This is a genomic window from Bradyrhizobium sp. DN3, from assembly GCF_041357655.1.
Lineage (GTDB): Bacteria > Pseudomonadota > Alphaproteobacteria > Rhizobiales > Xanthobacteraceae > Bradyrhizobium.
In genome coordinates, this window is sequence record NZ_JAULLN010000022.1 from 24,023 (window position 1) to 37,671 (window position 13,649).

12 protein-coding genes and 1 pseudogene are annotated in these 13,649 nt (G+C 64.3%); 6 read left to right on the forward strand and 7 right to left on the reverse strand.

Features of this window, described 5'->3' with window-relative positions; genetic code table 11:
* Positions 1-95: 95 nt before the first annotated feature.
* From AAE027_RS28390 to AAE027_RS28415, 6 genes and pseudogenes are all read right to left on the reverse strand, one after another.
* The gene (locus AAE027_RS28390) at positions 96-1,352 is read right to left on the reverse strand and encodes a glycosyltransferase family 87 protein (RefSeq protein WP_370990184.1); all 1,257 of its coding nucleotides are present in this window, start codon (positions 1,350-1,352) and stop codon (positions 96-98) included.
* A gap of 271 nt (positions 1,353-1,623) precedes the next feature.
* Positions 1,624-2,181, reverse strand: coding sequence for an HNH endonuclease (locus AAE027_RS28395; RefSeq protein WP_018646514.1), 558 nt, complete (start codon positions 2,179-2,181; stop codon positions 1,624-1,626).
* Positions 2,182-2,394: 213 nt separating this feature from the next.
* Positions 2,395-3,372 (reverse strand): peptidyl-alpha-hydroxyglycine alpha-amidating lyase family protein, encoded by a 978-nt coding sequence (locus AAE027_RS28400; RefSeq protein WP_370990183.1) that lies wholly within the window; start codon positions 3,370-3,372, stop codon positions 2,395-2,397.
* 134 nt (positions 3,373-3,506) lie between these two features.
* Positions 3,507-5,294, reverse strand: coding sequence for a flavin-containing monooxygenase (locus AAE027_RS28405; RefSeq protein WP_370990182.1), 1,788 nt, complete (start codon positions 5,292-5,294; stop codon positions 3,507-3,509).
* A gap of 133 nt (positions 5,295-5,427) precedes the next feature.
* Positions 5,428-6,514: pseudogene (locus AAE027_RS28410) on the reverse strand (DUF2855 family protein).
* Complete coding sequence (locus tag AAE027_RS28415) at positions 6,511-7,251, reverse strand: DNA-3-methyladenine glycosylase family protein (protein WP_370990181.1); 741 nt, start codon at positions 7,249-7,251, stop codon at positions 6,511-6,513. The pseudogene AAE027_RS28410 and the gene AAE027_RS28415 overlap by 4 nt, the downstream one beginning before the upstream one ends.
* A 179-nt stretch (positions 7,252-7,430) precedes the next feature.
* Here AAE027_RS28415 and gluQRS point away from each other — a divergent pair, with 179 nt between their 5' ends.
* On the forward strand, positions 7,431-8,300 hold the full coding sequence (gene gluQRS, locus AAE027_RS28420; RefSeq protein WP_370990180.1) for a tRNA glutamyl-Q(34) synthetase GluQRS: 870 nt from the start codon (positions 7,431-7,433) through the stop codon (positions 8,298-8,300).
* 90 nt (positions 8,301-8,390) lie between these two features.
* On the forward strand, positions 8,391-9,659 hold the full coding sequence (locus AAE027_RS28425) for an ATP-binding protein (protein ID WP_091891284.1): 1,269 nt from the start codon (positions 8,391-8,393) through the stop codon (positions 9,657-9,659).
* Here AAE027_RS28425 and AAE027_RS28430 read toward each other — a convergent pair.
* Positions 9,586-10,479 carry a YihY/virulence factor BrkB family protein gene (locus AAE027_RS28430; protein ID WP_249759421.1) on the reverse strand — a complete coding sequence of 298 codons (894 nt, stop codon included), beginning with the start codon at positions 10,477-10,479 and terminating at the stop codon, positions 9,586-9,588. The genes AAE027_RS28425 and AAE027_RS28430 overlap by 74 nt on opposite strands.
* Before the next feature lie 504 nt (positions 10,480-10,983).
* Between AAE027_RS28430 and AAE027_RS28435 the strand changes: the two genes are divergently transcribed.
* The 4 genes from AAE027_RS28435 (at position 10,984) to AAE027_RS28450 (ending at position 13,639) form a co-directional block, all read left to right on the forward strand.
* Positions 10,984-11,178: a twin transmembrane helix small protein gene (locus tag AAE027_RS28435; RefSeq protein WP_091891278.1), complete on the forward strand. Its 195-nt coding sequence runs from the start codon at positions 10,984-10,986 to the stop codon at positions 11,176-11,178.
* Positions 11,179-11,246: 68 nt separating this feature from the next.
* On the forward strand, positions 11,247-11,819 hold the full coding sequence (locus AAE027_RS28440; protein ID WP_370990179.1) for a cob(I)yrinic acid a,c-diamide adenosyltransferase: 573 nt from the start codon (positions 11,247-11,249) through the stop codon (positions 11,817-11,819).
* Positions 11,820-11,945: 126 nt separating this feature from the next.
* The gene (locus tag AAE027_RS28445; protein ID WP_128931205.1) at positions 11,946-12,695 is read left to right on the forward strand and encodes an electron transfer flavoprotein subunit beta/FixA family protein; all 750 of its coding nucleotides are present in this window, start codon (positions 11,946-11,948) and stop codon (positions 12,693-12,695) included.
* The gene (locus AAE027_RS28450) at positions 12,695-13,639 is read left to right on the forward strand and encodes an electron transfer flavoprotein subunit alpha/FixB family protein (protein WP_128942303.1); all 945 of its coding nucleotides are present in this window, start codon (positions 12,695-12,697) and stop codon (positions 13,637-13,639) included. Before AAE027_RS28445 ends, AAE027_RS28450 begins: the two co-directional genes overlap by 1 nt.
* The last annotated feature ends 10 nt before the right edge of the window (positions 13,640-13,649 follow it).

Consider the following 13,649-nt stretch of genomic DNA (forward strand, 5'->3'; position numbering starts at 1 on the left):
TTGCGCCGCGACACGCGGCGCAGCGTGCGCTCTCATCTGAACGAGCGCCGGCCGATCCGGTTCCGTCTTGCGCGATGGCGTCACGCTCGGGTAAGCTATTCGGCGGGCTGCGTCACGATGGGGGCAGGCTGCAGTCCACGCCACAGCAGCCGCAGCAACAGGGCCAGCAGCGCCATCATCGCGAAGCCTCCGATCGAAGGCGTAAACTTGTCATCCAGATCCGCTTCATTGCCGAACTGCGCCGCGAGCCTTGCCGATTGCAGCATTCCATAGGCGCCGGCAAGCAGGATCAGCCCGTAGACGAAGCTGCGCTCGCGCACGTTTGCCACCTGTGCCAGGTCGGGGAGCATCAACGCGAGGCCAATCCCGATGATCGGCAGGTCATAGTCATAGGCGTACGGGCTGACCATCACCGAGACCATGGCGACGACACCGAGCGCAAACGAGGGCGACATTCTGCGCGCCGCTCCAAGCCAGAGGGCAAGCACGATCGCAGACAAGGCGAGGCTCGCCGCAGCTGCCTGTGCCCAGAAGGCAATGCTCGGGGGTACGCCGGCCCGACTGAGCGCAGCGTAGGTTGAGACCATGCGGAACAGCGGATAAACGCCGCGGTCGAGGAAGATCGCAGATTCCCTGATTGCGCCTAGCCATGCGGCCCAAATCTGCCATCCGAACGCCAGCGTGCAGACGAGCGAGCTTGCGAGCACGACTGCTGCGGCGGTTGCAAGCGCCGTCCAGCGGCGCGTCGCAAGCATGTAGAGGCCCGCGGCGATAGCCAGATGTGGCTTGATCACCATTGCCCCGAGCGCAAGACCGGCGATGATCTGGCGCCGCTCCACGTTGAGGCAAACGATGCCGATCAGGGCGCCGGTGAGAAAGCCATTCTGCCCGCAGCCGACCGTGATCGCCAGCGCGGGAAACAACACGACCAGGACGTGCGCGAAATTGTTGCCGGTGATGGCTCGAATTGTCAGGAGATAGGCAGTCAGCGTCGCGGTGATAAACAGCAGATAGGCGATGCCGGCCGGCAGGAGCGCGAAGGGAGCCACCAGCAGGTCGAATTGCGGCGGATAGGTCCAGGGCATGAAACTGGTTGAACCGTTGAACGCCTGCTGAAGCTGGACCAGCGTCCCGAACCGGTAGACGAGATCGAGCTGACCATGCCAGATCTGCCGCGCAACGATGTAGAAGGCGTCGAAATCGGACAGTTCGCGGACTTGCCAGGCGCTCCAGCGGCCGAACCTGAACGTCTTGAACAGCACCATCACCGCGAGCGTCGCGAGCACGAAGCGGACATAAATCGTTCGCTTCGACGGTGAGAATTGAACCGCTTCCAGCGTTTCGGCAAACATTGGCGACGACCTCGAACCTGACAGATCGCGGCCTGGCACGCGGTTCCGCGGATCTCGGCCAAACTGCCACCGGAGGTTTAAGGGACAGTAACGACAATTGCAGAATTTACGCCAAAATGGCCCGCGGAAGGGCAGCTGGCAGCCCATGTATGAAGCAGGTGCGGAGATAGGGATGTTCGGTGGTCGTCGCGGCGCGTGGAACACGAATCCGCCGCGGGTAAATTTAGTTCGCGCTCGATAGGACAATCGCCTTCAAGCACTCGAAATCCCTCTACGGATCCAGCTCGGTATCCCAGTAAAGATAGTCCAGCCAGCTGTCGTGCAGATAGTTCGGCGGAAACAGGCGGCCGTTGCGGTGGAGCTGGTGCACGGTCGGCGCGAACGCGCTCTGGCGCGGAAACATTTTTGCTTGCGCCGGCGTGAGATTGCCTTTGCGCAGATTACAGGGCGAGCACGCCGCGACCACGTTCTCCCAGGTGGTCTGGCCGCCTTTGCTACGCGGGATAATGTGATCGAATGTGAGGTCTTCGGGCGAGCCGCAATATTGGCAATTGAAGCGGTCGCGGAGGAAGACGTTGAAACGGGTGAAGGCGGGATGGGTGGTCGGCTTGACGAAGGATTTGAGCGAAACCACGCTCGGCAGTTGCATCTCTAACGTCGGACTTCGAACCGCCTGGTCGTAATGCGCGACGATGTTGACGCGGTCGAGGAATACCGCCTTGATCGCGTCCTGCCACGACCACAGAGACAGTGGGTAGTAACTCAGCGGCCGGAAGTCCGCATTCAGCACCAACACCGGCCAACTGCCTTGCGAGACATGTGCGTTCAAGTAACGCTCCCGGCCTCCAATGTACGCTGCGAAGCAGCATGTACTGACATACTACATGCAGCGTGACGGGATTGTGAAGCCCGTTGAGCGACTTATTCAGTCGCGAGCAATGCGGCGGCGGGGTGGCAAAAGCGCCCAAAAAGCCGCGATTCCGGGGAGGGCCATGCGGCAGGCCTGGAACCGCCTTCACGGTGCGTTGCGGCCCTGCCTTGGCTACTCCCGCACCCGCTCCAGCTTTTGCAGACACCGAGCCGTGCGCACCGCGGCCGGCATCTCCTCGTCCGGAAAGCTGGTCTTCCAGTCGGTGACGCCGACCTCGCCGACATAGATGTCGCCCTTCGAATCCAGCGCGATGCCGTGGGGCGCCAGGAATTTGCCGCTGGCGACGCCCGGACCTTCCTCGCCGCCGAGCCGGGCAATACGCTTGCCTTTGGCGTCCACGATCGACAGTCTCGGCCCGAGATTGGGCACCTTGCGGTTGACGGCCATGCCGGGGCCGAGCTCGCCGATCACGAAGGTCGGGCTCTTATCCACGCCGCAGCAGCACAGCGCGCAGGGGCGGTGCAGATTGTTCCACTGCGTCTCGTATTTGCCCTCACCGTTGAACACCTGCACCCGATGGTTCTCGCGGTCGGCGACGTAAACCCAGCCGTCGGCGTCGGCGGCAATATTGTGCACGATGTTGAACTGCCCGGGGTCGGTGCCGGGCTCGCCCCAGCTCTTGAGCAGCCTGCCGTCGGGCGTGAACTTGTGCACGCGCGCATTGCCATAGCCGTCGGAGACGTAGATCTCGCCCTTCGGCGACAGCGCGGTGTGGGTGCAGCGATGGAAGGGATCGCCGCTCATGAACGGCGCCGGCTTTTCCGGGATACCGATCGTCAGCAGCACCTTGCCATCAGTGGTGCACTTGCGCACCGTGTGGTCGCCGTCGTCGGTGCAATAGAGATTGTCGTCGGCGTCGATGTGCAGGCCGTGCGCGCGCGAGAACAGGCCTTCGCCGAAACTGCGCAAAAAGTTGCCCTCACGGTCGAGCACCACCATCGGATGAGCACCGCGGTTGAACACGTAGATCTGGTCCTTGCTGTCGACCGCGACCGAGGCGACGTCGGTGAGCTGCCAGCCGTCCGGCAGTTTTGCGAAATTTTCGACGACGCGGTAGCGGTGCTCGCCGGTGCCGAGAATGGCTGGCATGTGTCCCTTCCTCTTGCTGTCTCTGTCGTGCTCGTCTGCATCGGCGTCGTCATTGCGAGCTCCGCGAAGCAATCCAGAGTCCTTCCGCGGAGACAGTCTGGATTGCTTCGCTGCGCTCGCAATGACACTGTTGCTCAAGCTGGGTTCATCGGTGCACCCACAGCCCGCCCCAAAATCCCTTCCTCGATCGCCTTGATCTGCAGCGCGAGATATTTCGAGTTGATCCGGCACTGCGCGAGGCTGCCGGCGATGAACCAGAGACCCGGCTGTTTCGTGCGTGTGTACATGTTGCGCAGCTCGAAGCCGTCGCCAAAGCCCCAGACCGGACCGACGCGGTCGGCGATGGCGTCCCCAAACAATTTCCGCACCAGGTATTCCTGCGGCTTGTAGCCGGTGGAGAGCACGATGAGATCGGCCGGAATGATCGAGCCGTCCTTCATCCGCGCGCCCTCGGTAACGAAGCTCTCGATGTCGGAAAACTGCTTCAGCTTGATCGCGCCCTCGATGATCAGGTTGGAGCAGCCGACGTTGAAATAATAGCCGCCGCCGCGGGTAAGGTATTTGAACTGCCAGCCGGTGCCGGCCTCGCCGAAGTCCAGCTTGAAGCCGATGCGCCGCAGCCCGTCGAGCAGCTCCTTGTCGAGCTCCTTCGACTGCTCCGTCAGCATTACATGGGTCTTCCTCGCGAGCGGTGTCGGCATCGAGGCCGCGATCAGATCATTGTCTTCGAGCGTGCCCTCATTGTAGGTCGCGTAGGCCAGTTGCGCCGACGGCTCGATATTGGTGACGAGCGTCGGCGAACGCTGCACCAGCGTCACCTCCGCGCCGCTGGAATGAAGATCCTGCGCGATGTCGTGGCCGCTATTGCCGGTGCCGATCACGATGGCGCGCTTTCCCGTCCAGTTCTCACCGTCCTCATAGCGGCTGGAATGCAGCAGCGTGCCCTTGAAATCGGCGAGGGTCGGAATATCAGGCATGTTGGCGATGCCGCTGACGCCGGTCGCCATCACGACATGGCACGGATGCATGGTCCGCTTGCTGCCGTCGGCGCGCCGCAGTGTCACAGTCCAGCGCCCCTTCGCCTCGTCATAGGCGCCGCCCTCGAATTCGGTGCCGGTCCAGAAGTTGAGCTCCATGGCCTCGACGTAAGACTCGAACCAGTTGGCGAGCTTGTCCTTGGGGATATAGGTCGGCCAGCTCGGCGGAAACGGCATGTAGGGCAGATGATTGACCTGCACTTGGTTGTGCAGGGTCAGCGCATGGTAGCGCTTGCGCCAGTTGTCGCCGATCCTCATCGCGCGATCGACGATCAACGTGTCGACATTCAACTGCTTCAACCGCGCCGCAATGGAGAGCCCGGCCTGGCCGCCGCCGACCACCAGCACAGCCGGGTCGCGATCGGCGTAGTCACGTGCGGCGTTGCGCTGGTCGAGCCAGTTCGGCCCGCGAAAATCGCGCGAATAGGCCTGACCACGCGGCCGCGACATGCCGAGCTGCTCCTCGAACCCCTTGAGCCCATCGAGCGCGGTGAGCAGCGTCCACGCCTTCAGGCGGTCGCCATCGGCAGTATCGGGAACGAGCCGCACGATGCCGCTGCCGCGTCCGATCGCGGTCTCGAAATTGAAGATTGCCTCGATGTTGTTGGTGCCGGCGCGCGTCACCCAACGCGGCGGCGCGCGGTTCTGCGCGATTTCGAAGTTGGTCGGCGCCGCTTCGCCCGCGAGCATCGCCAACGCCTGTGCGATCTCATCTCGTCCGGCAAGCGTTTGCAGGTTCCAGCTTAGCGCCAGCACGTCGCGCCAAAAGCTGTCGGCGAGGAACAGGTTGCTCAGCGCGTGGGGCTCGGGCTCGCCCAGCATGCGCTCGAACGCGTCGAGCCAGGCTTGCGCGGAGACAGAGATATCCTTCGTCCTGTCCAGCATGCGCGACCTCGTGGCCGTCTTCGCGGCGTTTCCTCGCGAGCATGATCCGCATAAGTGTGCAGCGGTTTTCCGGAGATCATGCTCCAATCATGGAGATCGAGGCTATACTGGAATAGCCTATGTCAAAAGCGCTTTACCCAAGCAGCGAAAGCATGTGGCCCTGCTCAGGCGGAATGCGGCCCATCAGCGTGTCGAGATAAATGCGCCGCACCGCCTCCGGCCCGCGGCTCTCGACAACGTTCAGGGACGTCTCTAGCAGCGGCGCAAAGCCGGACCCATGCCGCGCCAAAGCGCTGCTCGATGCCGCCTGGGCCCCAATCCTTGGCACGCTTGCGGATGTGGTCGGGCGCGAAGAACCAGCGTGGCTTTGCGCCGGGCAGCGTGCCTTCCTCGGGGTCAGTGGCGCGGTGCGTCAAACCGACACGCACCGAGCTTTTCATCTGGTCGCGGCAATGGTGGTGCAACTCGGCCCGCAACGCGCTGCTGCCCGCCATGTCGACCAAAGCGACCGGCGCATCCGTCGGCAGCTCGCTGACGCGATCATAGGTGACGACCTCGTCGTAGCAGGGCAGCGAGCCAACGAAGCCGGCATTGCCCGCCGAGGTCAGCCCGATCACCTTGCGGCCGCGCGCATGCAGGAGATGGGCGAGCCCGAACGCGGTCTTGCTGGAGGCGCTGGAGAGCAGCATATAGCGCGCGCCAAAGTCGTCGTTCTCGGCGAGAAAGTCGTCGACCAGGAACGACAGCATGAACAGCGGCCGCAGCAGCGCCTGAAGGTCGCCCTGATGTCCGGCAAAGGCGGGGTCGCCGGTGACGCGAGAATAGAGGTTGTAGACGGGCGAGACCTGCTTGCGATGCTCGGCGCCGTCACGAAGCGCGCGCTTGCTGACGTCGGCCGCCTCGATGACGAGATGCGTCGCCATCGGGAAATAGCCGAACAACCGCTCGCCCACAGTGACGCCGGGATGTTTCGAGGCGATCACCTCGCCAAAACCCCACACCGGGATGTTGCCAAAACCCTGTGGTGCCGGAAATATCTGCCAGTATTTCAGCGCGTCACCCATCACCGCATAGGTGATGTTGTTGGCGGTGAATGCGAAGCGCTCGACCTTCACCAGCAGCGCATCCGCCGGCAGTGCGGCTGCATCAGGAACCACGGTTTCGATCAGCTTGCACTGCTCGAGATCGTTGCGCGCAACGACGAAATCGGTCGATGTCATGGTGAAGGCCTCGGCTTTTTCCGTGCGGCCATCTTCTCTTTCACGTGTGAGGGCTTCGCAACAGCAACATTGTTTGAAACGGTGTTCGCCTCGCCGGCGATGATGCCCTCGCGTTTCTTCACCGCACGATAGTAGCTCCACCACAGATGCGCCGCCGCGCCGCGCAGCGGACGCCAGGGCTCGGCGAGCGGTGCCATCTGCTTCTCCGTCGGCCGCGTCTTCAGGCCGAGACCAAGCTTGATCCCCTCCTGCACGGCGAGGTCGCCGGCCGGCCAGGCGTCGCCATGACCCAGGCAAAACAGCAGATAGACGTCGGCGGTCCAGGGGCCGATGCCGGGCAGCGAGATCAACGTGTGATGCGCGGCGTCGGCATCCTCTTCGGCGAGCACCTCGAGGTTCAGCCGTTGCGCCGTGATCTCGCGCGCAAGGTGTTTCAGCGTCTTGATCTTGGCGGCGGACAGGCCGAGCCGCCCCAGCCGGTCGGTGCGAGCGCGGCGGACCGCCTCATGGTCGAACGGATCGAGGGCGGCGGCCAGCCGCCCCCAGATCGCCGCCGCGCTCGCCGTCGAGAGCTGCTGCCCGCACACGATATGGGCAAGCCCCGCAAAACCCGGCTCGCGCCGCCGCAAGGCGGGCATGCCGGCGATTTCCAGCACGGGCTTGAGGCGCGGATCGCGCTTGATCAGCGCATGGACGGCCTCTTCGAGATCGGACTGGGATTCGAGGTGGATGGTCATTGCTTGCTCAACTCGTCATGCACGGGCTTGCCGTCTCTGCTAAAGCTACGCTGGCCCAGTACCGTAAAGCCCGCCGAAGCCTTCGGCGTAGGCGGGACCCGCGCATCCATCTCCTAACGAGAGTCCTGGAAGATGGATTGCCGGGTCAAGCCCGGCAATGACGAATACACCGAGAACTCATGCCACCCGTTTTCCGATTTGCCCCAAGCCCGAACGGCTTCCTGCATCTCGGCCACGCCTATTCCGCGCTGCTGAACTTCGAACGTGCACGCGAGACCGGCGGGCGGCTGTTGCTGCGGATCGAGGACATCGACGCGACGCGCTGCCGGCCGGACTACGAGACGGCGATCTACGAGGATCTCGCCTGGCTCGGGATCTCCTGGGAGACACCGGCGCGGCGACAGTCCGAGCATCTTGCCGACTATCGCGCCGCGCTGGAAAAGCTTTCTGCGCTCGGTCTCGTCTATCCCGCCTTTGAAAGCCGCGCCGAGATCGCAAGGCTCATAGCCGCGCGCGAGGTGGATGGGCCGTGGCCGCGCGATCCCGATGGCGCGCCACTTTATCCCGGCGACGCCAAGTCGCTGTCGGCCGGCGAGCGTGAGCGGCTGATGACATCCGGCGCGCCTTACGCGCTGCGGCTCGACATCGCGGCCGCCTGTCGGCGCGTCGCCGGCCTGACTTGGAACGAACTCGGCGCGGGGCCGGATGGCGAGCGCGGCATCGTGTCGGCGCGACCGGAAACCTGGGGCGACGTGATCCTTGCCCGCAAGGAGACGCCGACCAGCTACCATCTCTCCGTGGTGGTCGACGATGCCCTCCAGGGCGTCAGCGAGATCGTCAGGGGCCAGGACCTGTTTCATGCCACATCGGTGCACCGCCTGCTGCAGGTCCTGCTTGGCCTGCCGGAACCGGCTTATCGCCACCATGCTCTGATCCGCGACGGCGAGGGGCGGAAGCTGTCGAAATCGACCCGCTCGACAGGCCTGCGGGAATTGCGCGCCGCCGGCGCCACGCCGGTCGGCATCCGTCGATCGGTGGGATTAGGTTAAGTTTCTCTGGGGGTTAGCCAAACGCCGCCGTGACTCCGGGTGTTCCGCCGTGCCATGCTTGCTCGAGAGCCCGGGGTTCGAAGGGGATCTATGGCGGCGAAAACGCGCCCAATGCGCACCACGCGAACGTCCAGGCGACCGCCTCGGAAGCGGTCCGGGGCGGCCGGCCGGTTGCGTAAGCGCAGCACCAAGGCGGTCGCGCCTGACGTGGTCCAGGCCGCGCTCGCCGCCTTTGCCCATGAGGTCCGCACCCCCCTGACCGGTATTCTGGCGATCAGCGACCTGCTCGCGACCTCCGATCTCGGCGAGCGGGAGCGGCGCTGGGCCGACACCATCAAGGCCGGCGCCGAACATCTGGCGAGCCTTGCGACGCTGTTTGTGGACGCTGCCCGGACAGGAAAGGGGGGAAGCACGCTGCGGCAGGACCTGTTCGACCTAAAGACGCTTGCCCGCAGCGCCGGCGATTCGCTAGCCGGCCGCGCCGCGGCCAAGGGTCTTCAGGCCCAGGTCGACATTTCCGAGAAGTTGCCGGGGTTGGTGGTGGGCGATCCCGTCCGCCTGCGCGCTGCGCTCGAGAACCTGATCGACAATGCCGTGAAATTCACCGATCGGGGCGGCGTGGCGCTTGCGGTGGCGCCCTGGCGTCCTGCCAAGGACGAGCGCAAAGGCAAAGCCAAGGATAAGGGCAGGGTCGGCATCGCCTTCGCGGTATCCGACAGCGGCATCGGCCTTACCATGGCCGAAATCAAGCGGCTGTTCCGCCCGTTCACCCAGGCCAATGTCACCATTGCCTCGCGCTTCGGCGGCGCCGGTCTGGGGCTATCCTCGGTGAAGCAGCTGGCGCGCGCGATGGGCGGCGACATCACGGTCGCTCCGCGCCGCGGCGGCGGCGCCACGTTCACGCTGACGGTGTCGCTGGATGCGGCGGGATCGGGCAAATCGCGCAAAGGAAAGAACGGTAGCGAGCCCGAGGCGGTGACCGCGCTCCGCGTGCTCAGCGTCGAGGACAATCCGTTCGGGCGCGTGGTGCTCAACACCATTTTGACCGAGCTCGGCCATCATGCCGAGTTCATCGGTCGCGGCGAGGATGCGGTCGGTCGGCTGGCGCAAGGCGGGTTCGACGCGGTGCTGATGGACATGGTGCTGCCGGGCATCGACGGTGTCGAGGCCATCAGGCGAATCCGCACGCTGCCGACGCCGCTGGCTCAGATCCCCATCATCGGCGTTTCCGGTCGCGGCGAGGACGAGGCGGCCTCGCGCGAGGCCGGTGCCGATGCCTTCCTGGTCAAGCCTGTGTCTCCGCGGGCTTTAGCGACTGCGCTGCTTGAAGCGACACGCCGTGAGGCAGCCGCGACTTGATGATCGCGGCATTGAGCTCGCCGCCGTACACGAAAATCGCGGCGATGAAATACAGAAACACCAGCGCGATGATGACCGAGGCGAGCCCCGCATACATCGTCACGTAATTGTTGGCGAAGCGCGCCAGGTATTGCCCGAACACGACACCGGAGACCAGCGACGCCACCACCGTGAAAACGATGCCCGGCATGATCTGGAGGAAGCTGCGGCGTCCCGCCGGCAGCCAGGCGTGCAGGATGAACAGCGCCACCACCAGCGCGCTGATGGTGATGCCGTACCGCACCCAGGTGAGGATGCTCTCGTTGGACTCGACAAACAGCGGGATATGGCGTCGCGCCGCTTCGATCAGGAGCGGACCGAGCACGATCAGGAACGCCATGGCGAGCGCGGTGAAAGCTGCGATCAACGTGTAGGCAATCGATTCCAGCCGCAGCCAGTACCAGCGCCGCATCTCCACCACGGCATAGGCGCGGTTGAGGGCGACGCGGAGCGCCTCGACGCCGTTGGAGGCGAAATAGACCGACAGCGCCGCGCCGATGGTCAGAATGCCGGTGCGGGTCGTGGTCAGCACGTCGTGGACCTCGCCGGAGATCGAATCGGCAACCTGCTTGGGCCAGATCTGGAGCATCAGGCCGGCGGCCTGGTCGGCCAGTTCCTTGGAGCCGAAGAAGCCGGCAAGCGAGGTCAGCACGATCAGGAACGGGAACAGCGCCATCAGCGTCGACAGCGCGATGTGGCTCGCGATCGCCCAGCCGTCGTCAGCGAGGAACGTGTAGAACGCGTCCATCACGACGACGTAGATGTAGCGGATCGCTTTCATGCGCCACCCGAATTGGCTGTCGACTCTCTCTTACGCTCGCAGCGTCGTTCGCCTCGCCCCGCTCGCGGGGAGAGGCCGACGCGCTCGGCAGCGCAACTGCGCGCCACAGCGCGGCGGGGAAGCCTCCGCGAGGACGGTGAGAGTTGGACTCGCGGAGAGCCGCCCTCATCCGAATTCGATCTGCGATCGAATTCTTCTTCTCCCCGCAAGCGGGGAGAGGTGAAAGGCGGCTGCATCAAATCCAAGATCATCCAGCTAGCTTCTGATATTATTGGGTTAAAAGCCAGATCGCGCAGGCGATAGCCGTCCCTCTCCGTCGTCATTCCGGAGCGCGCGCAGCGCGAGCCCGGAATCCATTTAGCCGCAGCGCACCTGGAGGGGTTCATTCCGGGCTCGATGCTCCGGGTCGCGCGTCGCGCGGTCCCGTTCGCATCGCCCCGGAATGACGCCGGTGCCTGCCGCGGCACCATGGCGCATCTGCAAGCACGGTGTTATCTACTCCTAATGGCATCTATCTTGAGTACTTTCATCCTGCCGATCGCGGTCGGCGCCGTGGCGCTCGTGCTGCTGCTCGGGCTCATCAACATGATGCGCGGCGGCTCGCCCAACACCTCGCAGAAGCTGATGCGCTGGCGCGTGCTGCTTCAGTTTGTGGCGATCATCCTTGCCATGCTCGCAGTCTGGGCCATGGGGCGGTAGGGCATGATCCGGAAAAAAGTGTGAAGCAGTTTTCCGACGAGATCATGCCCCAAAATTAAGAGGTCTACGTGGTCACGTTGAACCGCATCTACACGAAAACCGGTGACGACGGCACGACGGCGCTCGGCTCGGGCGAGCGTCGTCCGAAATACGATCTGCGCATCGAGGCCTATGGCACCGTGGACGAGACCAATGCCGCGATCGGCGTGGTGCGGCTCCACACCTCGGCTATGCCCGAGCTCGACGCGATGCTTGGCCGTATCCAGAACGATCTGTTCGATCTCGGCGCCGATCTTGCGGTGCCCGAGCGCGAAGGCAAAGCGGAGCGGCTGCGGGTGGTGGCGAGCCAGGTCGAGCGGCTCGAGCGCGACATCGACGCACTCAACGACAAGCTCGCGCCGCTGACCTCCTTCGTGCTGCCGGGCGGCACGCCGGCTGCGGCTCATCTCCACGTCGCGCGCACAATATGCCGCAGGGCGGAACGGGTGATGGTGAAACTGGCGGCTCAGCCCGGCGAGCCGGTCAGTGCGGCTGGCATCCAATATATGAACCGCCTGTCGGACTTCCTGTTCGTGGCCAGCCGAGCCGCCAACGGGAATGGCGCCGGCGACGTACTCTGGGTTCCCGGCCAGAACCGCTGACCCATTGAGCGGGCGCATTTCTAAGGTCTAAAATTTGGCTCGTTCGCGCGTTGACCGGGCCTGATCAGGCCTTTAGGTTCCGCGCCAGTTGATAACTCCCCTCCCAAATTGAGTGAAAGAGGATCGATGAAGGTCTTAGTGCCGGTAAAGCGGGTGGTCGATTACAACGTCAAGGTCCGCGTCAAGAGCGATGGATCGGGCGTTGAACTCGCCAACGTCAAAATGTCCATGAACCCGTTCGATGAAATCGCGGTCGAGGAAGCGCTGCGCCTGAAGGAAGGCGGCAAGGCGACCGAGGTCGTGGTGGTCTCGATCGGACCTGCGCAGGCATCGGAGACGATCCGCACCGGTCTCGCGATGGGCGCCGACCGCGGCATCCTGGTGAAGGCCGAGGGCAATGTCGAGCCGCTCGCTGTCGCCAAGATCCTGAAGAAGGTTGCTGAAGAAGAGCAGCCGGGCCTGATCATCCTCGGCAAGCAGGCGATCGACGACGACTCCAATCAGACCGGTCAGATGCTGGCCGCGCTGCTCGGCTGGTCGCAGGCGACCTTCGCCTCCAAGCTCGAGGTTGAAGGTTCTGACTTCAAGGTCACACGCGAAGTCGACGGCGGTCTGCAGACTGTGAAGCTGAAGGGACCGGCGATCGTCACCACCGATCTGCGTCTCAACGAGCCACGCTATGCCTCGCTGCCCAACATCATGAAGGCAAAGAAGAAGCCGATCGCGGAAAAGACCGTTGCCGATTACGGCGTCGACGTCGCCGCGCGTCTCGAGATTCTGAAGACGACGGAGCCGGCGGGCCGCAAGGCCGGCGTCAAGGTCAAGGACGTCGCCGAGCTGGTGTCGAAACTCAAGAACGAAGCCGGGGTGCTCTGATGACGACGCTTCTGATTGCCGAACACGACAATGCGTCGCTGAAGGATGCGACCAACAAGGCTCTCACCGCGGCTGCCGCGCTCGGCGCGGACGTCGAGGTGCTGGTGGCCGGCCAGAACGCCAAGGCCGCGGCGGATGCCGCCGCCAAGCTTGCCGGCGTCAAGAAGGTGCTGCTCGCCGATGGCGAGACCTACGCGCACGATCTCGCCGAGCCGCTGGCCGCGCTGGTCGTGTCGCTGGCTTCCGGCTATGACGCGATCGTCGCGCCCGCGACCTCGCGCTTCAAGAATGTGATGCCGCGTGTCGCCGCCCTGCTCGACGTCATGCAGGTCTCGGAGATCATCAAGGTGGTCGCCCCCGACACCTTCGAGCGTCCGATCTATGCCGGCAATGCCATCCAGACGGTGAAGTCGAAGGACGCCAAGAAGGTCATCACGGTGCGCACCTCCACCTTCGCCGCAGCGGGCGAAGGCGGCAGCGCACCGGTCGAGACCGTGGCGGCGGCGGCCGATCCCGGCCTGTCGTCCTTCGTCGGTGAGGAGGTCGCCAAGAGCGACCGTCCCGAGCTGACCTCGGCCAAGATCATCGTCTCCGGTGGCCGCGCCATGCAGAGCCGGGAAAACTTCGCCAAGTACATCGAACCGCTCGCGGACAAGCTTGGCGCCGGCGTCGGTGCCTCGCGCGCGGCGGTCGACGCCGGCTATGCGCCGAACGATTGGCAGGTCGGCCAGACCGGCAAGGTCGTGGCCCCCGAGCTCTATGTCGCGGTCGGCATTTCCGGCGCGATCCAGCATCTGGCCGGCATGAAGGACTCCAAGGTGATCGTCGCGATCAACAAGGACGAGGACGCGCCGATCTTCCAGGTTGCCGATTACGGCCTGGTGGCCGATCTCTACCAGGCAGTTCCAGAGCTGACGGCCGAACTCGGCAAGCTCGGCAAGTAAAACGAGCCAA